25 protein-coding genes are annotated in these 25,008 nt (G+C 71.4%); 14 read left to right on the top strand and 11 right to left on the bottom strand.

All coding sequences use genetic code 11. From position 1 onward, the window contains the following. Positions 1–211 precede the first annotated feature (211 nt). Positions 212–1,705: a right-handed parallel beta-helix repeat-containing protein gene (locus AC07AG_RS20270; RefSeq protein WP_478756442.1), complete on the top strand. Its 1,494-nt coding sequence runs from the start codon at positions 212–214 to the stop codon at positions 1,703–1,705. Here AC07AG_RS20270 and otsB read toward each other — a convergent pair. From otsB to AC07AG_RS20255, 3 genes are read right to left on the bottom strand one after another with little or no spacing between them, the layout of a single operon-like run. Continuing rightward, entirely contained in the window at positions 1,693–2,544 is an 852-nt protein-coding gene (otsB, locus tag AC07AG_RS20265; protein WP_478756441.1) for a trehalose-phosphatase, read from the bottom strand. The two genes, AC07AG_RS20270 and otsB, sit on opposite strands and share 13 nt — an antisense overlap. A 16-nt stretch (positions 2,545–2,560) precedes the next feature. Further along, positions 2,561–2,884 carry a DUF3263 domain-containing protein gene (locus tag AC07AG_RS20260; RefSeq protein ID WP_478756440.1) on the bottom strand — a complete coding sequence of 108 codons (324 nt, stop codon included), beginning with the start codon at positions 2,882–2,884 and terminating at the stop codon, positions 2,561–2,563. A 10-nt stretch (positions 2,885–2,894) separates the two neighbouring features. Next, complete coding sequence (locus AC07AG_RS20255; RefSeq protein ID WP_478757040.1) at positions 2,895–4,160, bottom strand: ABC transporter substrate-binding protein; 1,266 nt, start codon at positions 4,158–4,160, stop codon at positions 2,895–2,897. 132 nt (positions 4,161–4,292) lie between these two features. On the opposite strand from AC07AG_RS20255, the gene AC07AG_RS20250 reads away from it, so the two are divergent. The 5 genes from AC07AG_RS20250 (at position 4,293) to AC07AG_RS20230 (ending at position 9,508) form a co-directional block, all read left to right on the top strand. Next, the gene (locus AC07AG_RS20250) at positions 4,293–5,186 is read left to right on the top strand and encodes an SIS domain-containing protein (RefSeq protein WP_478756439.1); all 894 of its coding nucleotides are present in this window, start codon (positions 4,293–4,295) and stop codon (positions 5,184–5,186) included. Between the two features lie 172 nt (positions 5,187–5,358). Further along, positions 5,359–6,327, top strand: a complete 969-nt coding sequence (locus tag AC07AG_RS20245) for an ROK family protein (RefSeq protein ID WP_478756438.1) — start codon at positions 5,359–5,361, stop codon at positions 6,325–6,327. Beyond that, the gene (gene nagA / locus AC07AG_RS20240; protein WP_478756437.1) at positions 6,327–7,469 is read left to right on the top strand and encodes an N-acetylglucosamine-6-phosphate deacetylase; all 1,143 of its coding nucleotides are present in this window, start codon (positions 6,327–6,329) and stop codon (positions 7,467–7,469) included. The genes AC07AG_RS20245 and nagA overlap by 1 nt, the downstream gene beginning before the upstream one ends. 178 nt (positions 7,470–7,647) lie before the next feature. Beyond that, complete coding sequence (locus AC07AG_RS20235) at positions 7,648–8,580, top strand: 1-phosphofructokinase family hexose kinase (protein ID WP_478756436.1); 933 nt, start codon at positions 7,648–7,650, stop codon at positions 8,578–8,580. A 67-nt stretch (positions 8,581–8,647) separates the two neighbouring features. After that, positions 8,648–9,508: a class II fructose-bisphosphate aldolase gene (locus AC07AG_RS20230; protein ID WP_478756435.1), complete on the top strand. Its 861-nt coding sequence runs from the start codon at positions 8,648–8,650 to the stop codon at positions 9,506–9,508. Positions 9,509–9,529: 21 nt separating this feature from the next. On the opposite strand, the gene AC07AG_RS20225 is transcribed toward AC07AG_RS20230, so the two are convergent. Beyond that, positions 9,530–10,513 (bottom strand): CBM35 domain-containing protein, encoded by a 984-nt coding sequence (locus AC07AG_RS20225; protein ID WP_478756434.1) that lies wholly within the window; start codon positions 10,511–10,513, stop codon positions 9,530–9,532. A gap of 87 nt (positions 10,514–10,600) precedes the next feature. Then, positions 10,601–12,274 carry a diguanylate cyclase CdgB gene (gene cdgB / locus AC07AG_RS20220; RefSeq protein WP_478756433.1) on the bottom strand — a complete coding sequence of 558 codons (1,674 nt, stop codon included), beginning with the start codon at positions 12,272–12,274 and terminating at the stop codon, positions 10,601–10,603. Between the two features lie 442 nt (positions 12,275–12,716). Between cdgB and AC07AG_RS20215 the strand changes: the two genes are divergently transcribed. Further along, on the top strand, positions 12,717–13,208 hold the full coding sequence (locus AC07AG_RS20215) for a flavin reductase family protein (RefSeq protein ID WP_478757038.1): 492 nt from the start codon (positions 12,717–12,719) through the stop codon (positions 13,206–13,208). A 55-nt stretch (positions 13,209–13,263) separates the two neighbouring features. Here AC07AG_RS20215 and arfB read toward each other — a convergent pair whose 3' ends face one another. Beyond that, on the bottom strand, positions 13,264–13,692 hold the full coding sequence (arfB, locus tag AC07AG_RS20210) for an alternative ribosome rescue aminoacyl-tRNA hydrolase ArfB (RefSeq protein ID WP_478756432.1): 429 nt from the start codon (positions 13,690–13,692) through the stop codon (positions 13,264–13,266). 206 nt (positions 13,693–13,898) lie between these two features. On the opposite strand from arfB, the gene AC07AG_RS20205 reads away from it, so the two are divergent. The 4 genes from AC07AG_RS20205 to AC07AG_RS20190 all read left to right on the top strand — a co-directional run bounded on the left by AC07AG_RS20205 (position 13,899) and on the right by AC07AG_RS20190 (position 17,324). Beyond that, positions 13,899–14,474, top strand: a complete 576-nt coding sequence (locus tag AC07AG_RS20205) for a TerD family protein (RefSeq protein ID WP_453400713.1) — start codon at positions 13,899–13,901, stop codon at positions 14,472–14,474. A 158-nt stretch (positions 14,475–14,632) separates the two neighbouring features. Continuing rightward, on the top strand, positions 14,633–15,883 hold the full coding sequence (locus tag AC07AG_RS20200) for a Tm-1-like ATP-binding domain-containing protein (RefSeq protein WP_478756431.1): 1,251 nt from the start codon (positions 14,633–14,635) through the stop codon (positions 15,881–15,883). 59 nt (positions 15,884–15,942) lie between these two features. Beyond that, positions 15,943–16,773 carry a phosphoenolpyruvate hydrolase family protein gene (locus AC07AG_RS20195; RefSeq protein WP_478756430.1) on the top strand — a complete coding sequence of 277 codons (831 nt, stop codon included), beginning with the start codon at positions 15,943–15,945 and terminating at the stop codon, positions 16,771–16,773. Between the two features lie 26 nt (positions 16,774–16,799). Next, a complete protein-coding gene (locus AC07AG_RS20190; protein ID WP_478756429.1) occupies positions 16,800–17,324 on the top strand; it encodes an N-acetyltransferase family protein in 525 nt (174 codons plus the stop codon). Between the two features lie 7 nt (positions 17,325–17,331). Here the strand turns inward: AC07AG_RS20190 and AC07AG_RS20185 are convergent, their stop codons facing one another. The 5 genes from AC07AG_RS20185 to AC07AG_RS20165 form a co-directional block, all read right to left on the bottom strand. Further along, positions 17,332–18,744, bottom strand: coding sequence for a M1 family metallopeptidase (locus AC07AG_RS20185; RefSeq protein ID WP_478757036.1), 1,413 nt, complete (start codon positions 18,742–18,744; stop codon positions 17,332–17,334). 67 nt (positions 18,745–18,811) lie between these two features. Next, positions 18,812–19,093 carry a response regulator transcription factor gene (locus tag AC07AG_RS20180; RefSeq protein WP_478756428.1) on the bottom strand — a complete coding sequence of 94 codons (282 nt, stop codon included), beginning with the start codon at positions 19,091–19,093 and terminating at the stop codon, positions 18,812–18,814. 131 nt (positions 19,094–19,224) lie between these two features. Further along, positions 19,225–20,340: a YncE family protein gene (locus tag AC07AG_RS20175; RefSeq protein ID WP_478756427.1), complete on the bottom strand. Its 1,116-nt coding sequence runs from the start codon at positions 20,338–20,340 to the stop codon at positions 19,225–19,227. Further along, positions 20,337–20,942: an ankyrin repeat domain-containing protein gene (locus AC07AG_RS20170; protein ID WP_478756426.1), complete on the bottom strand. Its 606-nt coding sequence runs from the start codon at positions 20,940–20,942 to the stop codon at positions 20,337–20,339. The genes AC07AG_RS20175 and AC07AG_RS20170 overlap by 4 nt, the downstream gene beginning before the upstream one ends. Positions 20,943–21,044: 102 nt before the next feature. Then, positions 21,045–21,602 (bottom strand): GlcG/HbpS family heme-binding protein, encoded by a 558-nt coding sequence (locus AC07AG_RS20165; protein WP_478756425.1) that lies wholly within the window; start codon positions 21,600–21,602, stop codon positions 21,045–21,047. A 353-nt stretch (positions 21,603–21,955) separates the two neighbouring features. Between AC07AG_RS20165 and AC07AG_RS20160 the strand changes: the two genes are divergently transcribed. The 3 genes from AC07AG_RS20160 to AC07AG_RS20150 are packed head-to-tail and all read left to right on the top strand — an operon-like array spanning position 21,956 to position 24,313. Then, positions 21,956–23,134: a sensor histidine kinase gene (locus AC07AG_RS20160; RefSeq protein ID WP_478757034.1), complete on the top strand. Its 1,179-nt coding sequence runs from the start codon at positions 21,956–21,958 to the stop codon at positions 23,132–23,134. After that, positions 23,131–23,775, top strand: a complete 645-nt coding sequence (locus AC07AG_RS20155) for a response regulator (protein ID WP_478756424.1) — start codon at positions 23,131–23,133, stop codon at positions 23,773–23,775. The genes AC07AG_RS20160 and AC07AG_RS20155 overlap by 4 nt, the downstream gene beginning before the upstream one ends. A 40-nt stretch (positions 23,776–23,815) precedes the next feature. Further along, the gene (locus AC07AG_RS20150; protein WP_478756423.1) at positions 23,816–24,313 is read left to right on the top strand and encodes a hypothetical protein; all 498 of its coding nucleotides are present in this window, start codon (positions 23,816–23,818) and stop codon (positions 24,311–24,313) included. Positions 24,314–25,008 lie beyond the last annotated feature (695 nt).

The raw sequence follows: 25,008 nt of genomic DNA, 5'->3' as shown, positions 1-25,008 counted from the left end.
GCCTTGTCCTCAAACGCCGGACGGGCTGAAAGATTCAGCCCGTCCGGCGTTTGAGGACGAACTCGGCGAAGCCGGTGATGACGGCAACCAAGGCCCCCGCGCCAGAGCGGGTTTTCGGGAAGGGGCGGGGTTGGGGACAGAAAAATCCGTCCAACCTCACCCCACGTTTGTCCATGGGCCCGCGAGGCCCCGCCTCGCTACCTTCCCCCGCATGCCCCTACGCCGCACAAGCATCGTGGCCCTCACCGCCCTGGCCCTGGCAGGGGCCACGGCCCCGCACGCCACCGCCGCCAGAGCGGCCACGTACTACGTCGACTGCCAGAAGGGCAGCGACAACGCGACCGGCACCTCCGCCGGAACGGCCTGGCGCAGCCTGGAGAAGGCCAGTTCCCACACCTACGCCCCCGGCGAGAAACTCCTCCTCAAGCGAGGCACAAGCTGCACGGGGGTGCTGGCTCCCAAAGGTGCGGGTGCGGCCGGCGCCCCCGTGCTGATCGACGCCTACGGGAACAAGAGGGCCGCCAAGCCGCACATCGAGGCGAACGGCGCCCGCGCCGCCCTCCACCTCGTCAACACCGAGCAGTGGGAGATCAGGAACCTCGATCTCTCCAACACCGGCCCAGCCACCACCACCGACCGCCGCGCAGGCCTCTACGTCCAGCTCACCGACTACGGCACCGCCGACCACTTCCTCGTCGACGGAGTGGACGTCCACGACGTGAACGGGGCCGACTTCAAGGACCCCGACCCCTCCGGCGGCATCCTCTTCGTCGTCCAGGGCGACACCACCCCCACCCGCTTCAACGGCCTCCGCGTCGAGGACTCCACCGTCCGCCGCGTCGACCGCACCGGCATCGGCACCATGTCGACCTGGGGCAGCGGCACGGACGCCGACGCCGAACTCCTCTCCAGCGGCGTCGAGTTCGTGCGCAACAAGGCGTACGACATCGGCGGCGACGGCATCGTGATCCACGAGACCCGCAAGGCCCGCGTCGAGCACAACTACGTGGACGGCTTCAACATGCGCTCGGCCGGCTACAACGCGGGCATCTGGGCCTGGGAGTCGCAGGACGCGCTCTACCAGTACAACGAGGTGACCGGCGGCCACGGAACGCGCGACTCGATGGCGTACGACATCGACGGCGGCAATGTCCGCAACACCTACCGCTACAACTACAGCCACGACAACGAAGGGGGATTCCTCCTCGTCTGCAACGGCGAGGGGAAAGCCAGCGACGGCAACCGCATCCACGACAACATCAGCGTCAACGACCGCAACACGGCATCCCCTTACGCCGTGATCTCCGTCGTCTGCGGGGCCGCCACCGATACTCAGGTCTATCGGAACACTGTCGTGACCGACCGCGCCGACACCGCTCTCGTCTCCAACAACGGACCCACCGGTGTCACCTTCCGCGACAACATCTTCGTGGGCGCGCCCGGTGCCGGGTCTCCCATCAAGGACACCGTCAGCACCTTCAGCAACAACCTGTACTGGCGCACCTCTCAGCCCCGCGACACCGGCGGCGTCAACGCCGACCCGCGGTTCGTCTCCACGGCCCCCGGCTCCCCCGGCGACGTACGGCTCAAGCCCGGATCGCCCGCCCGCGGGCTCGGCACCGCCGTCGACGACGGGACCGTCCGCGACTACTTCGGGAATCCCATCCCCGACCCGCCCAACCTCGGCGCAGATCAGGGGAGTTGAGCCGCCACAGCGGCCAGCAGCTCCACCACGCCCGGCGGGCCGTCCACCACCAGGTCGGCCCGCTCGGCCAGTTCCGCCACCTCCCCGCTGCCGCTGCACACCAGGAGGCCCTTCACCTGGTCCGAGCGGAGCTTCTCCACGGCCGCGAAGGCGGGCAGGTCGCCCAGGTCGTCGCCCGCGTACAGGACGGTCTCGGCGCCCACCTCGCGTACGTAGTCGGCGAGGGCCACGCCCTTGTCGATGCCCGGTGGCCTCAACTCCAGGACCAGGCGGCCCGGTTCGACGATCAGGCCGTGGCGGGACGCCAGCTCGGCGAGGGGCTCGCGCAGTGCGTCGAAGGCGGCCTGCGGGTCCTGTGCGCGGCGGGTGTGGACCGCGACCGCGCGGCCCTTCTCCTCGATCCACGTGCCGCGCCAGGCGCCGATCGTGTCCAGGAAGCCGGGCAGTTCGGCGCGCACGGACGCCACGCCCGGGTGCGGCTCGGCCGCGTGCACGGTGGCGGAGACGGCGTCCCAGCGCTCGGCTCCGTAGTGCCCGAGCACGACGAGGTGTTCGAGGGCAGGGACGCCCGCGAGGCCGCCGTAGCGCACCGCCACGCCCGCGGGGCGCCCGGTGACGACGGCGACCGACAGCACCTTCGGCGCGAGCGCGGCGAGTGCGGGGACGGCGTCGGGGTGGGCGCGGGCCTGCTCGGGGTCGGGCACGATCGGGGCGAGCGTGCCGTCGAAGTCGAGCGCGATCACGGCCTTCTCGGGCCGCGCGAGGAGCGCGGCGAGGCCCTCGCGCCCCGCGGGAGTCACGGGCTCGGGCAGCTCGGGAGCGTTCACAAGGTCACCCATGGGCCTGACCCTACGCTCAACGCTCCCCGCGCCGGGACTCCCGAACCCGCCGAAGCCGGTTGACGGTCACCGGATCGTGGGCGAGGGCGCGGGGGTCGTCGAGCAGGGCGTTCAGGAGCTGGTAGTAGCGCACCGGCACCAGGCCGAGCTGCTCGCGCACGGCCCGCTCCTTGGCGCCGGGACCACTCACCCAGTCGCGGCGCTCCAGGGCGAGGATCGCGCGGTCGCGCTCGGATAGGCCGGTGCCGTCCGGGGTTCCGCCGTCCGGGGTTCCGTCGTCCGGGGTTCCGTCGTCCGGGGTTCCGTCGTCCGTCGGGCTTCCAGCGTGCGCGTCCGTCATGCCGGCCACGCTATTCCGCGTTCTCCTCCGTCGCCGCCTTGGTCTGGATCTGACCGAGGATCGACGCCGGATTGCCGTTCTCGTCGACGGTCTTGCCGATGTACTTCTTGACGTCGACGGAGACCTGCGCCCAGGACGTCTTGCCCACGGGGTACAGCTGTGACGTGGGCAGCTCGTCGAGGAACTCGGCGAGCGCCTTGTCGTTCTTGTCGCCCGTCATCTCCTGTGCGGCGGAGGTCGTCACGGGCAGCAGGTCGTACTCGCGCGAGAAGTCCAGGACGTTCTTCGTGCTGTAGGCGAAGTCGAGGAACTTGCCGACCTCCTCGCGGTGGCCCTTCTGCTTGAAGGCCATCATCCAGTCGGCGACGCCCATCGTGGCCTGCGCCTTGCCGTTCACCCCGGGCATCGGCACCATGCCGTACTTCACGCCCTTCTTCGCGGCCATCTGCATCAGCGTGGGGTGGCCGTTGAGCATGCCCACGTCGCCGCGCGTGAAGGCGGCGAAGGCCTCGGCGCGGTCGAGCTTTGCGGGGGGCGTGGGGCCCGTCAGGCCCTTGCCGACGAGCTCGTCCTTCAGCCAGGTGAAGGTCTTCACGTTCTGGGTGGAGTCGATGTCGTACGTGCCGACGTTGTCGGTGTAGCCGCCGCCTCCGCTGAGCAGCCACTGCATCGTCTCGGCCTGCGCCTCTTCCTTGCCGAGCGGCAGGGCGTAGGGGATCTTCACACCGCGTGCCTTGAGCGTCTTGGCGGCGGCCGCGAGGTCGGTCCAGCTCTGCGGCGGGGTGAGGCCGGCGTCCTTGAAGATCTTCTCGTTGTAGAAGAGCAGGCGCGTGGAGGAGGCGAACGGCATGCCGTACTGGACGCGCTTGACCTCGCCCGCCTCGGAGAGGGGCGCCATGAAGTCGGCCTGGGTGGAGATGGAGACCAGGTCCTCGGTGCGGTACAGCTTGTCCTGCGCGGCGTAGTCGGCGTAGGCGCCGATCTGGGCCATGTCAGGGGCGTCGCCCGCCTTGACCATCTCCTTGACCTTGCGGTCCACGTCGGTCCAGGAGTAGACGTCGACGTCTACCTTGATGCCGGGGTTCTTGGCCTCGAACTTCCCGGCCAGCTCGTCCCAGTACTTCTGGGAGCTGTTGGCCTTGGAGTCGCCGTAGTCGGCGGCCACCAGCTTGAGGGTGACGTCGCCGGAGTCGCCCGGACCGCCGCAGCCGGCGAGTACCGCCGCCATGCCCAGTGCGGCTATCGCCGCGGTCAGTCCTGTCGCGCGCCGCTGCACAGCTGTTCCCACCCTCGATGATCTACGTGAACTGCGATTTTCCCTCGCGTATGGACACGAGGTCTACACCACCTCAGTATCGCTTGTGCAACGGCGTACCAATGACGTCCCACCGGCAAGGAGCCTTGACGCATGTCGCGTACCGCAGCAGAGATAGCAACTCAGCCCGCCTGCTGGCACCGGGCGGCCGAGGCCGCATCGGCCTTCGACGGACTGCCGAAGCCGGGCGAGCGGGTCGCCGTCACCGGATGCGGGACGTCGTGGTTCATGGCCATCGCGTACGCGGCGCTGCGTGAGGCCGCCGGGCAGGGCGAGACGGACGCGTTCGCGTCGTCGGAGTTCCCCGCAGGGCGGTCGTACGACCGGGTGGTCGCGATCACCCGCTCCGGTACGACGACGGAGGTCCTCGAGCTCCTCGGCGAGCTGAAGGGCGTGGTCCCGACCACGGCTCTGACCGCGGACCCGAAGACGCCGGTCATGGACGCGGCCGACGCGGTGGCGGTCCTTGACTGGGCGGACGAGGAGTCGGTCGTCCAGACCCGCTTCGCCACGACCGCGCTCGCCTTCCTGCGGGCCGGGCTCGGGGACATCCCCGGCGTGAAGTCGATCGCCGATGCGGCGGTCGACGCGGAGCTCGCGGTGACGGAGCCGTTGCCTCCGGCGGTTGTGGCCGCTGAGCAGTGGACGTTCCTGGGGCGCGGCTGGACGTACGGGCTCGCCCTTGAGGCCGCGCTGAAGATGCGGGAGGCGGCGGGGGCGTGGACGGAGTCGTACCCGGCGATGGAGTACCGCCACGGGCCGATCTCCATCACCGGCCCCGGCCGGGTGGCGTGGATGTTCGGCGTGCTTCCTGAGGGGCTTGCGGGGGATGTGGCCCGGGTGGGCGGCGAGCTCGTCGCCCGCGAGGAGCTGGATCCTCTGGCGGATCTCGTACGGGCCCAGCGGCTGGCCGTGGCCCTGGCGGAGTCCCGGGGCTTCGACCCGGACCGGCCCCGGAACCTGACGCGGAGCGTCATCCTGAGCTAGTCAGGTCTCCTCGGCTGGTCGCCCACCCACCCGATTGCCCCGAAGCAACGGGTGGGCGGGCGGAGAGATCCGCCGCACAAAGGGGCACCCCACCCCGAAAGGGACCTTTGGCCGGGCGTAATCCCCCGAAGTGGACTAGACCTCTCGCGGCCGACGCGCGAGACTGTCCCCCGTGAGACACGTCATCGCCCTCGATGTGGGCGGCACCGGAATGAAGGCCGCCCTGGTCGGGGCGGACGGCGCGCTCCTGTACGAGGCGCGCCGGGCCACCGGCCGGGAGCGCGGGCCCGACGCCGTGGTCGAGTCCATCCTCGACTTCGCCGCCGACCTCCGCGCCCACGGGATCAAGGAGTTCGGGGAACCCGCCGCCGCGGCAGGCGTCGCGATCCCCGGAATCGTCGACACCGAGCGCGGCATCGCCGTCTACGCCTCCAACCTCGGCTGGCGCGACGTCCCCATGCGCGAGCTCCTGAGCCGCAGGCTGGAAGGCGTACCCGTGGCCCTGGGCCACGACGTGCGCACCGGCGGCCTCGCCGAGGGCCGGATCGGCGCGGGGAAGGGAGCCGACCGGTTCCTGTTCGTGCCGCTGGGCACGGGCATCGCCGGGGCCATCGGCATCGGCGGCGGCATCGAGCCCGGCGCCCACGGCTCGGCGGGCGAGATCGGGCACATCATCGTGCGCCCCGGAGGGCCACTCTGCGGCTGCGGCCAGCGCGGCTGCCTGGAGCGGCTCGCCTCCGCGTCCGCGGTGAGCGAGGCCTGGGCCGCGGCGAGCGGTGACCCCGACGCGGACGCCGCGGACTGCGCGAAGGCGGTGGAGTCGGGCGACCCGCGGGCACGGGAGGTCTGGCAGAACGCCGTCGACGCGCTCGCCGACGGCCTCATCACGGCCCTCACCCTCCTGGACCCGCACACTCTGATCATCGGTGGCGGTCTGGCCGAGGCCGGGGAAACCTTGTTCACACCCCTGCGGGCGGCCATGACGGCACGCATCGTCACGTTCCAGACCCAGCCCCTCATCGTCCCGGCCGCCCTGGGGGACACCGCGGGGTGCCTGGGCGCGGGCCTGCTCGCCTGGGATCTGCTCGAAGGAACCGACCCCGCCCCCGACCCCACCCAATCCACGGAGGTAACCGCCTGATGGCCACTAGCAAGGTCCTCGCCGGTGCTCAGGTGGTCCTGCCCACCGGGACCCTTTCCAACGGCCGCGTGATCGTCGACGGCACGCGCATCGTGGGGAGCGCTCCCGCGGACGCGGAGGTCGTCGATCTCGACCCCGGCCACTGGGTGGTCCCGGGCTTCGTCGACATCCACAACCACGGCGGCGGCGGTGCCTCCTTCACCTCAGGCACGGTCGAGGACGTGCTCAAGGGCGTCCACACGCACCGCCTGCACGGCACCACGACCGTCGTCGCCTCGACCGTCACCGGCGAGATGGACTTCCTCGTCCAGCGGGCCGGGGTGCTCTCCGAGCTCGCCGAGCAGGGCGACATCGCGGGCATCCACTTCGAGGGTCCCTTCATCTCGCCGTGCCGCAAGGGCGCGCACAGCGAGGCGCTCCTGCGCGATCCCGACCCCGCCGACGTCCGCAAGCTGATGGACGCGGCACGCGGGCAGGCCAAGATGTTCACGCTCGCCACCGAGCTGCCGGGCGGCATCGACTCCGTACGCCTCCTCGCCGAGCACGGCGTGATCGCTGCCATCGGCCACACGGACGCGACGTACGAGCAGACGCGGGAGGCCATCGACGCGGGCGCCACCGTCGCCACGCACCTCTACAACGCGATGCCGACGCTCGGGCACCGCGCGCCGGGCCCGATCGCCGCGCTCCTGGAGGACGAGCGGATCACGGTCGAGCTGATCAACGACGGCACGCATCTGCACCCCGGCGCCTTCCAGCTGGCCTTCCACCACGCGGGCGCGGCCCGCGCCGCGCTCATCACGGACGCGATGGACGCGGCGGGCTTCGGCGACGGCAAGTACATGCTCGGCCCGCTGGAGGTCGAGGTGAAGGACAGCGTCGCGCGGCTCGTCGAGGGCGGCTCGATCGCGGGCTCGACCCTCACGCAGGACCGTGCGTTCAAGCGCTCGGCGACCGTCGACGGCCTCCCGGTCGAGGACGTCGTACGGGCGATCTCCGCCAACCCGGCCAAGCTCCTGGGGATGTACGACACGGTCGGCTCGCTGGAGCCCGGCAAGGACGCCGACCTGGTGGTCCTGGACGCGGAGTTCGAGCTGAAGGGCGTCATGCGCAAGGGTGAGTGGATCGTCGCGCCCAATTAGCCCAAACTAGTCCCAACTGGGGTGATTTCAACACCCGTTGCCACCCCGTTGAAGTGGCAACAAACAGCAGGCGGTTGGCCCTCACCTCTGGGCCAACCGCCTTCTGTTTGGCATGATCAGACCCCGGAAGAGGCCGACAGCAAGCGCGTTCTCACGTGATCTCGGGGGTGAGTGACAAGTGATCCTCACAGTGACGCTGAACGCCGCCCTGGACATCACCTACCGCGTCCCCGCCCTCGTCCCGCACGCCTCGCACCGCGTCACCGAGGTCATCGAGCGCCCCGGCGGCAAGGGCCTGAACGTCGCCCGTGTCCTCGCGGCCATCGGCCACGAGGTGACGGTGACGGGCTTCGCGGGCGGCGACACGGGCCGCGTCCTGCACGAGCGCCTCGCGCACGAGCCCCGCGTCACGGACGCGCTCGTGCCCGTGGAGGGCGCCACCCGCCGCACGCTCGCCGTGGTCGACGCGGCCACCGGCGACACCACGCAGCTGAACGAGCCGGGCCCCGCGATCTCACCCGCGGAGTGGTCCGCGTTCCAGGAGTCGTACGAGGATCTGCTGCGCCGGGGCACGTCGGCGGTCGCGCTCTGCGGGAGCCTGCCGCCGGGCGTCCCGGTCGGCGCGTACGCGACGCTCGTACGGGCGGCGCGCGCCGCCAAGGTCCCCGTCCTCCTGGACACCAGCGGCGAGGCGCTGCGCCGTGGCGTCGCCGCCCGCCCCGACATCGTCAAGCCGAACGCCGACGAGCTCGCCGAGCTGACCGGCTCCCACGAGCCCGCCCAGGCGGCCCGTGACGCCCGCCGCAGGGGCGCGCACGCGGTGGTGGCATCGCTGGGCGCGGAGGGCCTGCGTGCCGTCACTCCGGACGGCACCTGGCAGGCGGCCCCGCCCGCCCTGGTGCGCGGCAATCCGACCGGCGCCGGTGACTCGGCGGTGGCTGGCCTGCTCTCCGCCCTGGTGGAGGAACTCCCGTGGCCCGAGCGCCTCGCACGGGCCGTGGCGCTTTCGGCGGCGACGGTGTCGTCCCCCGTGGCGGGCGAGTTCGTGCCCTCTGTGTACGAAGACCTGCTCACGCGGGTCGCGGTGACCGGGGAGGCCACCGCGGCGTGACGGCACGCGTCACCGCGTGGGCGACGCACAACGGGCCGTACCGGCCCAGGAATTGGGGACATTCATCGTGCCACTCGTATCCACCGGCGACCTGGTAGCCGACGCGCGCGCCGCGGGGCGCGGAGTCGCCGCGTTCAACGTGATCACGCTGGAGCACGCGGAGGCGATCGCGGCGGGCGCCGAGCAGGCGGGCAGCCCCGCGATCCTCCAGATCTCCGAGAACGCCGTGAAGTTCCACGGCGGCAACCTGTCCGCGATCGCCGCGGCGGCCGCGGCGGTGGCGCGGGGATCCTCGTCCCCGCTCTCCCTGCACCTGGACCACGTCACGGACCCGGACCTCATGCGGGCCGCGCACCCCGAGGGCTTCAGCTCGGTGATGTTCGACGCGTCGAAGATGACGTACGACGAGAACGTCAAGGCGACGGCGGAAGCGGTGCGTTGGGGCCACGAGCGCGGCATCTGGATCGAGGCGGAACTGGGGAAGGTGGGCGGCAAGGAGGGCGAGGCCCCGCTGGACGCGCACGCGCCCGGCGTCCGTACGGACCCTGCCGAGGCGGCGTCCTACGTGTCGGACACAGGGGTGGACGCCCTCGCGGTGGCGGTCGGCTCCTCGCACGCGATGACGTCCCGCACGGCAACGCTGGACCACGAGTTGATAGCGGCGCTGACGGCGGCCGTCCCGGTACCGCTGGTGCTCCACGGCTCAAGTGGCGTACCGGACACGGAGATCCGGGCGGCGATCGCGGCCGGCATGGTGAAGATCAACGTGGGCACGGCCCTGAACACGGCGTTCACGGGAGCGGTACGGGAGTACCTCAGCGCCCACGGGACGGGCGTCGACCCCCGGAAATACCTCGCCCCGGCTCGCGAGGCGATGGCCGGGACGGTGGCGGGGTTCCTGGGGCTCCTGAAGCAGCCCCAGGAGTGACCCCGGGCGGGCGGTGGAGGGTCAGCCGTTGCTGCCCTCCACGAGCCACATCTGGTCGATGTTCGCCCCGGTCGTCCCGCACAGGTCGCTCTGGGCGCAGGTGAGCGTGACCGCGTTGGTGCCCTTGTTGAGCTGGACCACCGCCCAGGTGTTGGTCCAGCCCTTCTCCCAGTCCCCTTCCTCCGCATGGGCGAAGTTCTTCATGTTCAGGGGACGGGTCTGCTTCTTGCCGTTCACGAGGATCGTGGCGTTGGAGTCCTTGCCGGGGACGCCGTACTTCACGTGGAGGCTGTACGAGCCTGCCTTGGGGATGCCGTTGACGGTCCACGTCACCTGGGCGCCGACCTTGTCGAACCCGGCCACATAGGCACCGCCCGCGGACTCGGCGCCCTCTATGTCCGAGGCCGTCGTCGTGCCGCCCTCCAGCTTCAGCGCCTTCGCGTCCGTCTTCGGGAGCTCGACCGGGTCCGCCGGGTCCTTCGTCGGCTTCTCGCTGGGCTTGACCGTCTCGCCCTGCGTCGAGCCGCCGCCCGCTTCCTTTCCGTCGCCCTCGTCGCCGCCGCCGGTCAGCATCGCCGCGGCGATCCCGATGGCGACGACCGCGACGACCGCGATCGCCCCGATCAGGAGGCCCTTGGTGTTGGGTCCGCCGCCGCGACCGCCTGAGCCGCGGGACGCCGGGGTGTACTGCGGTCCCGCGGGGGCTCCGCCGGGCTGCGTCTCCGGGGCGGCGTAGTGCGCGTTCGGCTGGCCGTAGGCCTGCTGCTGCGGGGGCACCTGCTGGCCGTACGTGGGCGCGGCCTGCGTGCCGTACGCGTTCGGGCGGCGGTCGCCGACCGCGCGCACCTGGTTGTACGAGGACCGGGAGCCCGGGTATCCGTAGCCGCCCCCGCCGCTGGGCGGGGTGGCGCCGGCCGCCTGTCCGTCTTCGTACAGATAGCCGAACACATCGTCGTCGCCCTCTGGCGCGTTCGGCGTAGGTTCGCCGTTATTGCCGGGCGTCATTCCCAGGTCACTCCCTCATATCGCTGACCGGGGGAGCCTACCCGCTCCGGGTGAGGTCACGGGGTGGCGTTGACCTCATCCGGACCCTCAGCCCGCCCGCCTGTGCTGCTTGGCACGGGACCGTTTCTCCACGTACATCCGCTGGTCAGCGGAGTGCAAGACTTCGTCCGCCGACATCCCGCAGTGCGCCCAGCCGATGCCGAAACTGGCCCCCACACGGACCGCACGCCCGTCCACCCGGATCGGCGGGATGATCGCGTTCCGCAGCCGCACCGCGAGGTCCTGCGCGTCGGCGCGCCCGAGCCCGTCCGCGAGGACGACGAACTCGTCGCCGCCGAGCCTGGCGACCGTGTCCCCGTCGCGGACGCCGCTGGTCAGCCGCCTCGCCACCTCTATGAGGACGGCGTCACCGGTGTGGTGCCCGAAGCGGTCGTTGATCGACTTGAAGCCGTCGAGGTCGCAGAAGAGCACCGCGAGGCCCTTGGTGCCGTCGTCCGTGTCGCCTTGCCCCTCGGGCGGCGCGACGGTGTGCACGTGGTGGTCGAAGCCTTCGCCGCCCTGCTGCAGGGCGTGCGCGTTGTTCGAGCCGTAGTCGAAGCTGTGCTGCCCGTCCGCGTCGTACACGCCGTCGTACGCCGCATCCAGCGAGTCCACCGCGCTCGGCTGACCCGCGTGCGGCCTGCGACAGAGACGGGCGCTGAGGCGCGAGCGCAGCTCGGCGGAGTTCGGCAGGCCGGTGAGGGAGTCGTGCGAGGCGCGGTGCGCGAGCTGGAGCTCGCGGCGCTTGCGCTCCTCTATGTCCTCGACGTGGGTGAGCAGGAAGCGCGGGCCGTCGGCGGCGTCCGCGACCACGGAGTTGCGCAGGGACACCCAGACGTACGTCCCGTCGCGCCGCGCCAGGCGCAGCTCGGCGCGGCCGCCCTCGGCGGAGGTCCGCAGGAGCGTGCCGATGTCCTCGGGGTGGACCAGGTCGGAGAACGAATAGCGGCGCATCGCGGACGCGGGGCGGCCGAGCAGGCGGCACAGGGCGTCGTTCGTGCGCAGGATCCGCCCGTGCTGGTCGCCGCCCATCTCGGCGATGGCCATGCCGGACGGGGCGTACTCGAAGGCCTGCCGGAAGGACTCCTCGCTGGCCCGCAGCGCCTGCTGCTCGCGTTCAAGGCGGACCAGGGCGCGCTGCATGTTGGCGCGAAGTCGTGCGTTGCTGATCGCGATGGCGGCCTGGAAGGCGTACATCTGCAGGGCCTCGCGGCCCCAGGCGCCGGGCCTGCGGCCGTTGCGGGGCCGGTCCACGGAGATCACGCCGAGCAGTTCGCCGCCGGCGGCGCCGGTCGCGTACATGGGGGCGAAGAGGCGGTCGGCCGGATGCCACTCGTCCTCGAAGCGGGGCTCGGGGCCGTCGGTGTACCACTGCGGGACGTCGTCCTCGTCCAGGACCCAGCCCTCGGTGTACGAGATGAACCTCAGGGCGCCCCAGGCCTCGCCCATGGAGAGCCGCTTCTCCCAGGCGTCACGGGAGCCGACCCGGCCGGTGATGAGCGCCTCGGCGGCGGTGTTGCCCGCGAAGGCGGCGACGACGAGATCGCCGTCAGGGCGCACGAGATTGACGCACGCCAGCTCATAGCCAAGGCCGTTGACCACGCCGTCGGCGACGGTCTGCAGCGTGTCCGCCAGGCTCCGGGCCGTGTTGAGATCCGCCACCACCTGATGCAGCTGCCGCAGGGTCGCAAGACGGACGTACGGCTCCGACTCGGTCTCCATTGCTCGCTCTCCCCGAGACCTCGACAGCAACTCCAGGATTCGCAGCGCCCTTACTGTTCTCTCAGTACCTGAGTTCTCTCAGTGTCTGATTGCCACCGTCACTGAATCACAGCGAGCAGCTCACTCGGTACACAGGGTCAACAAAATATGGGTCCTGTGACTCAAGTCACAGATGGGAAGCCTTCGTTGGTCCAGTCCACTCGCCCGGAGCGCGCCCGGCGAGAGCCCCGAAGGCCCCCTCGGCCATCGGTCCTAGGCCTGGTCTCCGCCCAGGGCCCGATGTGGTGACGGGTGCCGCGGGGCTAGCGTCGCTCCCGTGGTTCCCGTACTGAAGACATCCCCGGAGAGCGCTCCAGCGACTCCCCCAGCACCTCCCTCCCCACGTGTCCCGTCCCCCGACGGGCATCCTGTGGGGGTGAGCAACGAAGAGTTCCGCGCCGCCATGTCCCGGCTCGCCGCGGGGGTGGTCCTGGTGACCGCCTGCGAGCCGTCCCTCGACGCGGACGACCCGCAGGCACCGGTCGGCGAGGACGTCGGCATGACCGCGACGGCCTTCCTCTCGGTGTCCCTGGACCCGCCGCTCGTGCTGGTCAGCCTGCGTGAGGGCTCCCGGATGGACGACCTGCTCGACGAGCAGCCGCTGTGGGGCGTCTCGGTGCTCTCCGAGAGCCAGCGCCACATCGCGGGCCGGTTCGCGATGAAGGGCAGGATCAGCGACCGGCTGCTCTTCGAGGACATCCCCTACGTAAGGGGAGAGACGTCAGGGGCGCCCTTGGTCGGCGGCGCGCTCGCGACGCTGGAATGCAGGACCGAACAGACAGTGACAGCGGGTGATCACACCCTTGTCATCGGGCGAGTACTTTCGGCTGATCTGCCGAGCGCCGACGGGGGCCCGCTGATGTATTTCAAGGGGAAGTACCGACAGCTGGGCTGACGCATCCGGGCTGCGCGGTCTTTGCTCGCGCACCTTTGCCGGGCGGGCCGGGGGCTCAGCCCCAGCCCTCCCCCGCGCGGCCGCGTTTGGTCTGGCTGCGCTGCTTCTTCTCGCGCAGCCGCCGCTCGTTGATCCCCCGGGGGATCTTCGTGGCGCGGCGCGGCCGGGGCGGCGGCGCGGTGGCCTCGGCGAGCAGCGAGGCGAGGCGGCTGGCCGCCATCTCGCGGTTGCGCCACTGGGAGCGGTGCTCGGAGGCGCGCACGCTGACGACGCCGTCGACGAGCCGGCTCGCGAGCCGCTCCAGGGCGCGTTCCTTCCATACCGGGGGCAGCGCTTCCGTGCCCGCCAGGTCGAATCTCAGCTCCACCTGCGTATCGCTGGTGTTGACGTGCTGACCGCCCGGCCCTGAGGACCTGGAGAAGCGCCACATGAGCTCGGCCTCGGGCAGGCAGACGGAGCCGCGGATGACATAGGGACCGGACATGAGTCCTATGGTCCCGCGTCTGTCCGGTCCACGTCACCCGTATTTACGGCGCGCCCCGCTTGTGGCGGGAGGGGCGCAAGAGACGAGTAAAGAAAGTAAAAGGACCTGGAACCTCTGGGACCCCGGTCGACGTTCATAGGGGTGACGGTAGCTTCGTCCCCAGTACGAAGCCCGTTCGTACGCAACGAGGGAAGGGACTCCCAACAATGGCAGTAAGCCTGTCCAAGGGTGGCAACGTCTCGCTCACCAAGGAGGCTCCGGGCCTGACCGCCGTCACCGTGGGCCTCGGCTGGGACGTCCGTACCACCACTGGCACCGACTTCGACCTGGACGCCTCGGCCATCGCGGTGAACCCGCAGGGCAAGGTCTTCTCGGACCAGCACTTCGTCTTCTTCAACAACAAGGCGACGCCGGACCAGACCATCGTGCACACCGGTGACAACGTCACGGGTGAGGGCGAGGGCGACGACGAGCAGATCAACGTCAACCTGGCCGGCCTCCCGGCCGACGTCGACAAGATCGTCTTCCCGGTCTCGATCTACGACGCGGAGAACCGCTCGCAGAACTTCGGCCAGGTGCGCAACGCCTTCATCCGCATCCTCAACCAGGCCGGCGGCACGGAGATCGCCCGCTATGACCTGAGCGAGGACGCCGCCACCGAGACCGCGATGGTCTTCGGCGAGCTGTACCGCAGCGGCGCGGAGTGGAAGTTCCGCGCGGTGGGCCAGGGCTACGCGTCGGGCCTCGTCGGCATCGCGCAGGACTTCGGCGTCAACGTCTGAGGTTCATAGACCCGTTCACGAGGGCCCCCGGCGGAGTCTCCGCCGGGGGCCCTCGTGTGTCCGGCGCCCCCGTCGACCGGCCCTCCGGTCATTGCTTCCGCGCGGCGGCGGCAGCAGGATCGGCAGCACCACCCACCACTTGAGGGAGTGTGAGGGCCATGGCGACCGTGGTGCTGGTCGGGACGCTCGACACCAAAGGCGCGGAGTACGCCTGGCTGCGCGAGCGGCTCAGGGAGTACGGCAGCGACACCCTGCTCGTCGACACCGGCATACTGCCCCCGCCCGCACAGTCCCCCGCCCCCGACGTCACGGCCGACGCCGTGGCCCGCGCGGCCGGGCACGACCTGGCGAAGCTGCGGAGCACCGGCGAACGGGGCACGGCCGTCGCGGCGATGGCGGACGGCGTGACCGAGGTGGTCCTCGACCTGCACCGGAAGGGCAAGCTGCACGCGGTGCTCGCCGCAGGGGGCAGCGGCGGCTCGGCGATCGCCGCGCAGGCGATGCGCGCGCTGCCGATCGGGGTGCCGAAGGTACTCGTCAGCACGATGGCGGGCGGTGATGTGGCGCCGTACGTCGGCAGCAGCGACATCACCCTCATGTACAGCGTCGTGGACATCTCCGGCATCAACGCGGTCTCCCGGCAGGTCCTCGGCAACGCGGCGGCGGCAGCCGCGGGCATGGCCCGGCGCTTCGAGCGCAACCACGACGAACTGGCGGGCCAGGGCCGCAAGGTGGTCGCCGCGACGATGTTCGGCGTGACGACGCCCGCGATCGACGCGGCCCGCGCCCGCCTCGACCAACTCGGGTACGAGGTGCTCGTCTTCCACGCGACGGGCGCGGGCGGCCGGGCGGTGGAGAAGCTGGCGTCCGACGGCCTCCTGGACGGCGTACTGGACCTGACGACCACCGAACTCGCCGACGAGCTGGTCGGCGGCGTCCTCTCCGCGGGCCCCGAGCGCCTCACCGCGGCGGGCCGCGCGGGCATCCCGCAGGTGGTCGCCCCCGGAGCCCTCGACATGGTCAACTTCGGCCCCGCCCCGACGGTCCCGCCCCGCTTCGCGGACCGCACGCTCCTCGTGCACAACCCCACGGTCACCCTGATGCGTACGACGGCCGAGGAGATGGCCGCGCTCGGCACCACCCTCGGCCACCGGCTCGCCGCCGCGCGCGGCCCCGTGGAGTTCTTCTGGCCGCTGCGCGGGGTCTCCGCGGTGGACACCGAGGGCGGCCCCTTCGAGGACCCGGCGGCGGACGCGGCCGGGCTGAGCGCGCTGCGGACGACGGTGCGGGGCAGCGGCGTACGGCTCCATGAGGTGGACGCGCACATCAACGACGCACAGTTCGCGGTGGCGATGGCGGACCGCCTGGACGAGCTGATCGGCGCCCGCGCGCCGAAGCAGACGCCGTGACGCACGACTCGCCGTCACCACGACCCGCCGTCACCCACGACCCACCCGAGGAGAAGCCGATGACACAGATCACCCGCGAGGAAGCCCTGGCGCGCCTCAACTCCCAGGTGGCCAAGGGCAGTCCGGTGATCGGAGCGGGAGCGGGCACGGGCCTGTCCGCCAAGTGCGCGGAGGAGGGCGGCGTGGACCTCCTGATCATCTACAACTCGGGCCGCTACCGCATGGCGGGCCGCGGCTCCCTCGCGGGACTGCTCCCGTACGGCGACGCGAACGCCATCGTGGTGGACATGGCCAGGGAGGTGCTCCCGGTGGTGAAGGACACCCCGGTCCTCGCCGGGGTCTGCGGCACCGATCCGTTCCGGGACATGGGCCGCTTCCTGGACGAGCTGAAGGGCATGGGCTTCACCGGCGTACAGAACTTCCCGACGGTCGGCCTCTACGACGGCACGTTCCGCACCAACCTCGAAGAGACGGGCATGGGGTACGGCCTGGAGGTCGACATGATCCGCGAGGCCCACGCCCGCGATCTCCTGACGACCCCGTACGTCTTCGACCCCGACCAGGCGGCGGACATGGCACGGGCGGGCGCGGACGTCCTGGTCCCGCACGTGGGCCTGACGACGAAGGGCGCGATCGGCGCGGGCACGGCCCTGACCCTGGACCAGGCGGCGACGGCGGTCCAGGAGATGCACGACGCGGCCAAGCGCGTGAACCCCGACATCCTGGTCCTGTGCCACGGAGGCCCCATCGCGGAGCCTCAGGACGCGGCCCACGTCCTGTCCCGCACCACAGGAGTCGTCGGTTTCTTCGGGGCGTCGTCGATCGAACGTCTCCCCACGGAGCGCGCGATCGTGGACCAGACGCGGGCCTTCAAATCCCTGAAGGCGTAGGCCCGAATGCGGCTAGCCTGCGCCGCATGATCCTCGAAACCCTCACCTCCGCGGAGGACGGCGCGCTCCCGGGCGAGCTGCTCACCGAGCTCACCGCCCTGTACGCGTCGAACCACGTCTTCCACGCGCTCTCCGGGGACTTCCCCGACCCCCACGACATCCGCCCCGAACAGGTCGCCGCCGCACTCGCGGACGATCTGGCCGAGCCGCGGGCGCGCGTGCTCGTCGCCCGCTCCGAGGGCCGGGCCGTCGGGATCGGCATCACGCTCGACCGGCACCCCGACCCCGCCGACCCGGACCCGTGGATCGGCCTGCTCATGGTCGACGCCGGGCAGCAACGCAAGGGGTACGGGCGGGAGTTCGTGACCCGGATCGAGGAGTACTTCCGCCAGGAGGGTCGCGAGGGGGTGCGTCTCGCGGTCCTGGACGGGAACGACACCGGGCTCGCCTTCTGGAGCGGGCTCGGGTACGAGGTCATCGGCCACCGGCGCGACATCGACGCGGGCCGCCCCTGCGCGGTGCTGCGCAAGCAGCTGCCGCAGCCGCTCTGACCACGCCTTACGGGCGCTCCGGCTTCCCGTCCCCGTACAGCCACGGGCCCCAGATCGCGCGGACCTTCTCGCGCGCCGCATCGCCGCCCGCGTGCTTCTCCACGTACCGCGTGAAGTCCTCGGTGTCCGCGTTGCCGTGGCGGTGTGCCTTCGTCCAGCCCCGCACGATGTCGTAGAAGGTGTCGTCGCCCACCGCCTGGCGGATCTTGTGGATGACCATGCCGCCGCGCTCGTACACCGGGCTGTCCGAGATGTTCGCGGCGGACGGCGGCTTCGCGGGCGGGAAGGCCCAGATGGCGTCGTTGTCCTCTTTGTCCTCGTAGTAGTCGTCGGCGTAGATCTGGTCGAAGGTCTCCTGCACGCTGTCGCCGTCGTGGTCCTCCTCCCAGAGCCACTCGGCGTAGGTGGCGAAGCCTTCGTTGAGCCACATGTCCTGCCAGGACTTGGGCGTCACGGAGTTCCCGAACCACTGGTGCGCAAGCTCGTGGACGACGAGTCCGGTGTCGGGGGCGCCGGGGAAGGTGGGGCGCGTCTGGGTCTCCAGGGCGTACCCCGCGTCCCCCTCGCGGGCGACGATCGCGCCGGTCGACGAGAAGGGGTAGGGGCCGAAGTTCAGCTCCTGCCACTCCATGATCTCGGGGATGCGGGCGAGCGCCTTCGCGCTGTCCTTGGCCTCGGACGGCTCCACCGCCGTGAGCACCGGGATGCCGGACTTCGTCGTCGACTTCTTCACCTCGTACGGCCCGATGGCGACGGTCGCCAGATAGCTCGCCATCGGCTCCGCGCTGTGCCAGGCGAAGGTGGTGCGGCCGTTCTTGGTCGACTCGCGCGTCAACTCGCCGTTGGAGATGGCCTTGAGGCCCTTGGGGACGGTGAGGCGTATGTCGTACGAGGCCTTGTCCGAGGGGTGGTTGTTGGAGGGGAACCAGGCCATGGAGCCCGTCGGCTCGCCAAGGGCGAGGGAACCTTCCTTCGTCCGCAGCCAGCCCTCCTGGGAGTCGTCCGGGTCGGTGATGGTCTCCGGGTCGCCGGAGTAGCGGACGGTCGTGCGGAACGTCTCGCCCTTGTCGAGGTCGTCCGGCGGGCGGATCGTCAGCTCCTGCCCGTCACGGTGGAAGGAGGCGTCCTTCCCCTCGACACTCACGCTCCGCACGTCCAGACCCTTGAGGTCGAGGTTGAAGGCGCTCAGGTCCTGGGTGGCGCGCGCCGTGACCTCCGCCGTGCCGGTGAGGCGGTGCGCGTCGGGGTCGTACCCGAGGGTCAGGTCGTAGTGCGCGACGTCGTAGCCGCCGTTGCCCAGTTTCGGGAAGTACGGGTCGCGCAGGCCGTCGGCTCCGGGCGTGCCGTGCACTCCGGAACCGCTGCAGGCGGTGAGGGCGAGGGCGGTGAGGGCGGCGACGGACGTGCCGCGGAGCGCCATGGATCGTGGGTGCACGCCTGTGATCTTATGCGGCATATGTTCGGTGGGGCAGCGTCGGCTTCCGGCTTCACCCGGGGGCGGCCTGCGGCAGGGCGGGCCAGTAGTGGTCGGTGAAGAGCCGGGCGACCAGCTCGCCCCTGCTGGAGACGCGGGCCTTGGTGAAGACGGTCTTGAGGTGGTCGCGGACCGCGTGCGGGGAGATGAACAGCGTCGCGGCGATCTCGGCGGTGGTCGTCCCGCGCGCACGCGGGCTCGATGACGAGGGCCGGCGGCCTTCGGTGGTCCGGATGCGCACACGGGCGTTGCCGAAGTGGTCGGCGGGCTGATGCCCGCCGACCCGCGCGTGCATGTGGTCGGAGGCCTCACCGGCGGCGGCTCGTTCATCACGTCGAGCGTCCCCGGCATCGCGTCCCAGGCCTCCCGCACGGCCCAGGCGCACCGTACTGCCCAGGCACTCCGTGCGTGGTGCGAAGGAAGTGCCTAGAGAACGGCGATGCCCAACGGGCGTTCCCCTGCCGGGAGTCGACGCGTGTCGCCGCTCTCCAGGTCGATGACGGTGATCCCGTTCCAGAACCCGTCGCGGGTGAAGCCGCCGGAGACGTAGGCGGTGCCGCCGTCCTCGGAGACGGCGACGTCCTCGTGCGGGCCTTCGAGCGGGAAGACCTTCTCCTTGCCGTCCTTCGTACGCATGGTCAGCGAGGGGCCCTTGTCCTCCGAGGGGTCGATGGGTCCCGTGCCGACCGCGAACAGGGTGCCGTCCTCGGTGATCCGCGCGCCGTGCTGGTGGGTGTTGGCCGTCATCGGCTCGATGTCGGACTCGCCGGTGCGCGGATCGACCACGACGAGCTTCTCGCCCTCGAAGGGGAACAGGAGCTTGCCGTCCGAGGGGCGTACGGCGGCGTAGTGCGGCTTGAGCCAGGAGCCGAGGCCGCCTTCGGTGCCGTAGGGGGCGACTTCGATGCGGCGGGGCTTCAGGGAGTCGGCGCGTACGACGGTGACGTCGAAGGAGTCGTGATTGGTCGCGTAGACCTCGCGGCCGTCCTTCGAGACGTCCACGTCGAAGGGGCGCCTGCCCACCGGAACGGTGTCGGTGACCTCGCGCTTCTCCGTGTCGATGACCTCCAACGTCCCCTTTCCGTCAGGGACATTGACCCCTACGTAGACGTGCTCGCCGTCCGGGGCGATGGCGATGCCCATGCCGCCGCCGCGGTACTCGCCGGTCGTCGCCGGGCCGCTGTCCGTCTCGTACGGGATGCGGTCGACGATTTCGCGGGTGCGGGTGTCGACGACCGCGACGGCGTCGGCGGTGGCGACCCAGGCGCGGCCGTCATCCCCCACGGTGAGCCCGTAGGGGGCGGTGCCGACCTTCACGGAGTCGATGGGGCCACGCTCGGGGTCGACGAAGGTGACGGTGTCGGAGCCGAAGTCGGCGACCAGGAGGGTGCCTTCGGGGGTGCGCTGCTCGGCGGGGAGGGTGGACGTGGCGGCGGCGGGCTCGGGGCCGCCGGACGGGGCCGACCCGCCGCCGCCGGCACCGCAGCCCGCGAGGGCAGCGGCCCCCAGGAGAGCGATGACCACCGTCCGGGAGGGCTTCACGAGGCAGCACCGCCCAGCAGCGCGGCGATCTCCGCGAATCCACGGCGCTCGGCGTGCGCGAGGGGTGTGACGCCGTCCCGGTCGGCGAGGCCGGGCGTGGCGCCCGCGGCGAGCAGCAGCTCCACGATCTCTCGATGAGCGCGCCCGCCGTCGCCGAGGATCACGGCCTCCAACAGGGCGGTCCAGCCGAGGTCGTTGACGTGGTCGACGTCGATGTCCGTGACGCGCAGGACTTCCCGTACGTACGCGACATGTCCGCGCTCCGAGGCCGGGATCACGGAGATCCCGCCGAAACGGTTGCGCAGCTTCAGGTCGGGCCCCGCGGGAAGCAGGACGTGCAGCATGGCGACGCTGCCCGTCACGCCGGTGGCGAGCCAGGGGCTGTCGGCGCGGTGATCCTGCGCGTCGACGTCGGCGCCTGCGGCCACCAGGACCCGGGCGGCCTCCACGTGGTCGCCGAGTGCGGCGAGCAGCAGGGGCGTGCGCAGCTCGGTGTCGCGGGCGTCGACGCGGGCGCCCGCGTCGAGGGCCGCCCTCACACCGGCGGCGTTCCCGGCCCGTGCGGCGTCGAGCAGCCGCTGGTCGTCAGCGGTCCTTGTCATGATCGTTCTCCTCGTCGTCGTACGGACCGGGAACAGCCTCAGCATGATGAGATCCGGCGGCTTCGGCAGCTCAGCGTCTCGGCTTCAGCGCTTTCAGCGGCTTCAGCGGCCGAGCGCCGCGACGCCCGCCTTCGCGAACTTCTCGTCCAGGTCGCCGGACGGGGCGCCCGCGACACCGATGCCCGCGATGGGCGCGCCCTTGGCGGTCACCGGCGCACCGCCCGCGAGGAACAGGGTGCCGGGGATGTCCTTCAGGTTCGGCGTCTTCTCCAGGTTCTTGGCCAGCTCGGAGGTGGGCGCGTTCCAGGAGACGGCGGTGTACGCCTTCTTCTCGGCGGACTCGTACGACTGCGGGCCCGCGCCGTCGCCGCGCAGCGTGACGATGGTGTTGCCGTTGCGGTCGACCACGGCGACCGTGACGCGCTGGTTCTCCTTCTCGGCGGCGTCGAGGGTGGCCTGGGCGGCCTTCGTCGCGGCGTCGATGTTCAGGTGCGTCGACTGCGTGAGGTTCTTGTTGCCCGCGTCGGCGGTGACGGCGGCCTTCGCGGCGGCGGCCGGGGCCTCGGCGCTGGCGGAGACGGCACCGAAGGTACCGGCGCCGAGGACGGCGGCGGTCGCGGCGATGGTCAGGACACGGGTGCGGCGGGAGATCTTCTGCATCGGAGGCTCCTTGAGATGAGGCGGGGATCGGGAGGGAGGGAGGTTGTTGTTTCCTCTGCCATCGATCCTCCGGCCGTTTCCGGCCCGAACCCCTCGGCGTACCGGCTGGGAGCCGCGCGCGACTCGGCCGACACCAGGGTCAACCGATCGGTTGACCCTCCCGTGGCCCCACCGGGTCACAATGAGGGTGTTTGCCCAGTTCAGCGACCGCGTGACGGCAGTACGAGAGGAGGCGCCCAGTGAAAAGGGAACACGGGCAGGGACGAGACGGACACGGACGGGGTCAGGGTCAGCGCACGCCCGGCCTGGCCCCCCGGACGCCGGACCCGGACGCCCGCTGGCTCGCGGCCGTCATGCACACGACGTTCTACCTGCTCCTGGGCGCCTCGCTGGCCCGCTTCCTGCTGCGCCACCCCGGCGGCGCGCGCGTCCCGTGGATCATCGCGCTCTCCGTCGTCCTGGCCGTCCTCTACGCCCTGCCCCTGCTGGGCAGAGGCTCCGCACCCCGCTCTCCCGGCGGCCCGGCACCCGGCATCCGCCGCACCCCACGCCGCCTTGCCTGGCTCGCCCTGGTCGTCGCGGTCTGGCTGGTCCTCGTGATCCTCGCGCCGAGCTTCGGATGGTGCGCGGTGCCGCTCTTCTTCACGGGCATGCGGACGCTGCCCCTGCGCGCGGCCCTGGTTCTGGTGGCCGTCCTGACCGGCTGCGTCATCGCGTCCCAACTGCGGCTCGCGGGCCGCTACGACCCCGACCTGATCCTCGGGCCGCCCGCCGTGTCGGCGATCGCGACAGCCGTCTTCGCCTACATGCAGCGCCAGGCGGCCCGCCAGCGCGAACTGATCGACGACCTCATCCGCACCCGCCGCGAACTGGCGGCCACCGAGCGCCGCGAAGGCACCCTCGCCGAACGTCAGCGCATCTCCATGGAGATCCACGACACCCTCGCCCAGGGCCTGTCCAGCCAGCAGATGCTGCTCCAGGCCGCCGACCGCGTCTGGGACACGGACCCGGCCAAGGCCCGCACCCATGTCCGTACGGCCGAGTCGATCACCGAACGCGGCCTGGCCGAGGCGCGCCGCTTCGTGCACGACCTGGCACCCGCCGACCTCGCCGACGGCGGCGGCCTCGACGAGGCGCTGCGGACGCTCGCCGCACGCACCGCGCAGGACGCGGGCCTCACGGTCCGCTTCCACTCCGAGGGCACGCCCGCGCCGCTCCCCGACCAGACGCAGTCCGCGCTCCTGCGCATCGCGCAGGGCGCCCTCGCCAACGTGACGGAGCACGCCTCCGCGACGACGGCGGCGCTGACGCTCACGCACCTGGACGACCAGGTGGTGCTCGACGTCGCGGACGACGGCCGCGGCTTCACGCCCGCCGAGCAGCCGCCCGCCGCGGACCGGCGGGGGCACGGCCTGCCCGCGATCCGCGCCCGTGCGCGGCAGCTCGGCGGCACACTGACGATCGAGTCGGCACCGGGCGAGGGCACGGTCCTCTCGGTCTCGATCCCGCTGACCCCCCAGGAGTCCCCATGACGCCCCCCGCACCCCCGGTCCGCCTCCTGGTCTGCGACGACCACATCGTCGTACGCGCCGGACTGCTCGCCCTGCTCGGCAGCGCGCCGGACATCGAGGTGGTCGGCGAGGCGGGCACGGGCGAGGAGGCGATCGCGCTGGCCGCGAAGCTGACCCCGGACGTGGTCCTGATGGACCTGCAGCTGGGCGAGGGAATGGACGGCGTGGAGGCAACGCGCCACATCACGTCGTCCGCCACGCCCTCCCCACCCCACGTCCTGGTCCTGACGACGTACGACACGGACGCCGACATCACCCGCGCCATCGAGGCGGGCGCGACGGGCTACCTCCTGAAGGCCGAACGCCCCGAGGAGCTCTTCGCCGCGATCCACGCCGCCGCGCAGGGCCGCACCACGCTCTCCCCGCCGGTCGCGTCGCGCGTGATGGCCCGCATGCGCAAGCCGCTGCCCACGCTCACCGAGCGCGAGCTCGACATCCTCGCGCAGCTCTCCCACGGGCTCGGCAACCGGGACATCGCCCGCGCGCTGTTCATCAGCGAGGCCACGGTCAAGACGCACCTGGGCCGGATCTACGACAAGCTCGGCGTGGACACGAGGGCGGGAGCGGTGGCGGTGGCGAAGGAACAACGCCTGCTGCCCTGAGCAGCGTCTCGCCCTCCCGGGCCATGACACCATCAATCACGTGCTCGACATCGGCTACGCCCTCTCCCACCGCTTTCCCGACCCCCCGCAGTTCGACTACCGCCGCGCGGACGTCCACGCGCTGCGGCACGACCTGTTCTGCGGGGACGTGTATCTCGCGGACACGAAGGCGGACCGGGAGCTGTCCACAGCCTGGGGATGGGTTCCCGTCCTCGACTTCGCGTGGGCGCTGTGCGACATCGTCGAGCAGGTGGACCAGGACCCGCGCGGCAGCCGCGCCTCCCGCCCCCAGTACGCGGAGCTCGACTTCACGGAGTCGACGGACCGCATGCTGTTCACGCGGCGGTTCGGCTGGGTGGACATCGAGGCGGACTGGATGCGGGCGGAGGACCCCCCGCTGACCTTCTCCCACTCCGAACTCCGCCGCGAGGCCCGGGACTTCCTCCAGGACCTCCTGGCAGACCTCACGGACCTCCACGAGCCCTTGGCGGACAACCCGGCCATCTGGTCCCTCCAGTCCCGCTTTCCCCGGGCGTAGGCGCCCAACAGCTCCCCACAGCCCCAACCGCACCGAACAAACCTCTCCCACCCACCCACCCGATTACCCCGCGGCGCCAGGGAGCGCGTAGAGCAGCGGGGTTGGGTGGGGACGTACGGCCGGGGGCCCGGGAGCATCCCACTGAGGTGGGCCGGTGAACGTAAAACGCGGGTGGGCCGAAGTGCCCCACAGCCACGACTCGCCCCAGCCATGAGGGACCGCCCAAGACGCACCCGCAGTCGGCGACGCACGCGAGGGGACGTGCCGGTATGTCCGCCCGGAGCACGGTTACCGGCACTCGGGAGCCGAAGTGGCCCGGCGGCCACCGGACGATAGCGAGGACGGACATACCGGCACGGCCCCGCACCCACAGACGAACCAGCACCGCAGCCCACACGCACCCGCAGTCGGCGACGCACGCGAGGGGACGTGCCGGTATGTCCGCCCGGAGCACGGTTACCGGCACTCCGGAGCCGAAGTGGCCCGGCGGCCACCGGACGATAGCGAGGACGGACATACCGCCACGGCCCCGCACCCACCGACAGACCAGACCCGCAGCCCACACGCACCCGCAGACGGCCACGCACCCGAGGGGACGGGCCGGTATGTCCGCCCGGAGCACGGTTACCGGCACTCCGGAGCCGAAGTGGCCCGGCGGCCACCGGACGATAGCGAGGACGGACATACCGCCACGG

Source organism: Streptomyces sp. NPDC044044, from assembly GCF_056434405.1.
This window is presented reverse-complemented; position numbering and strand designations above follow the sequence as displayed.

Excerpts from the sequence above, each read along its gene's own strand:
- AC07AG_RS20260 (WP_478756440.1), bottom strand. The coding sequence starts at position 2,884 with ATGACGGACGCGCACGCTGGAAGCCCGACGGACGACGGAACCCCGGAC.
- AC07AG_RS20270 (WP_478756442.1), top strand. The coding sequence starts at position 212 with ATGCCCCTACGCCGCACAAGCATCGTGGCCCTCACCGCCCTGGCCCTG.
- AC07AG_RS20165 (WP_478756425.1), bottom strand. The coding sequence starts at position 21,602 with ATGCAGAAGATCTCCCGCCGCACCCGTGTCCTGACCATCGCCGCGACC.
- AC07AG_RS20195 (WP_478756430.1), top strand. The coding sequence starts at position 15,943 with ATGACACAGATCACCCGCGAGGAAGCCCTGGCGCGCCTCAACTCCCAG.
- arfB (WP_478756432.1), bottom strand. The coding sequence starts at position 13,692 with ATGTCCGGTCCCTATGTCATCCGCGGCTCCGTCTGCCTGCCCGAGGCC.
- cdgB (WP_478756433.1), bottom strand. The coding sequence starts at position 12,274 with ATGGAGACCGAGTCGGAGCCGTACGTCCGTCTTGCGACCCTGCGGCAG.
- otsB (WP_478756441.1), bottom strand. The coding sequence starts at position 2,544 with ATGGGTGACCTTGTGAACGCTCCCGAGCTGCCCGAGCCCGTGACTCCC.
- AC07AG_RS20180 (WP_478756428.1), bottom strand. The coding sequence starts at position 19,093 with ATGCACGCGCGGGTCGGCGGGCATCAGCCCGCCGACCACTTCGGCAAC.
- AC07AG_RS20215 (WP_478757038.1), top strand. The coding sequence starts at position 12,717 with ATGTCCCGGCTCGCCGCGGGGGTGGTCCTGGTGACCGCCTGCGAGCCG.
- AC07AG_RS20250 (WP_478756439.1), top strand. The coding sequence starts at position 4,293 with ATGTCGCGTACCGCAGCAGAGATAGCAACTCAGCCCGCCTGCTGGCAC.
- AC07AG_RS20185 (WP_478757036.1), bottom strand. The coding sequence starts at position 18,744 with ATGGCGCTCCGCGGCACGTCCGTCGCCGCCCTCACCGCCCTCGCCCTC.
- AC07AG_RS20190 (WP_478756429.1), top strand. The coding sequence starts at position 16,800 with ATGATCCTCGAAACCCTCACCTCCGCGGAGGACGGCGCGCTCCCGGGC.
- nagA (WP_478756437.1), top strand. The coding sequence starts at position 6,327 with ATGGCCACTAGCAAGGTCCTCGCCGGTGCTCAGGTGGTCCTGCCCACC.
- AC07AG_RS20225 (WP_478756434.1), bottom strand. The coding sequence starts at position 10,513 with ATGACGCCCGGCAATAACGGCGAACCTACGCCGAACGCGCCAGAGGGC.
- AC07AG_RS20160 (WP_478757034.1), top strand. The coding sequence starts at position 21,956 with ATGCACACGACGTTCTACCTGCTCCTGGGCGCCTCGCTGGCCCGCTTC.
- AC07AG_RS20200 (WP_478756431.1), top strand. The coding sequence starts at position 14,633 with ATGGCGACCGTGGTGCTGGTCGGGACGCTCGACACCAAAGGCGCGGAG.
- AC07AG_RS20205 (WP_453400713.1), top strand. The coding sequence starts at position 13,899 with ATGGCAGTAAGCCTGTCCAAGGGTGGCAACGTCTCGCTCACCAAGGAG.
- AC07AG_RS20155 (WP_478756424.1), top strand. The coding sequence starts at position 23,131 with ATGACGCCCCCCGCACCCCCGGTCCGCCTCCTGGTCTGCGACGACCAC.
- AC07AG_RS20170 (WP_478756426.1), bottom strand. The coding sequence starts at position 20,942 with ATGACAAGGACCGCTGACGACCAGCGGCTGCTCGACGCCGCACGGGCC.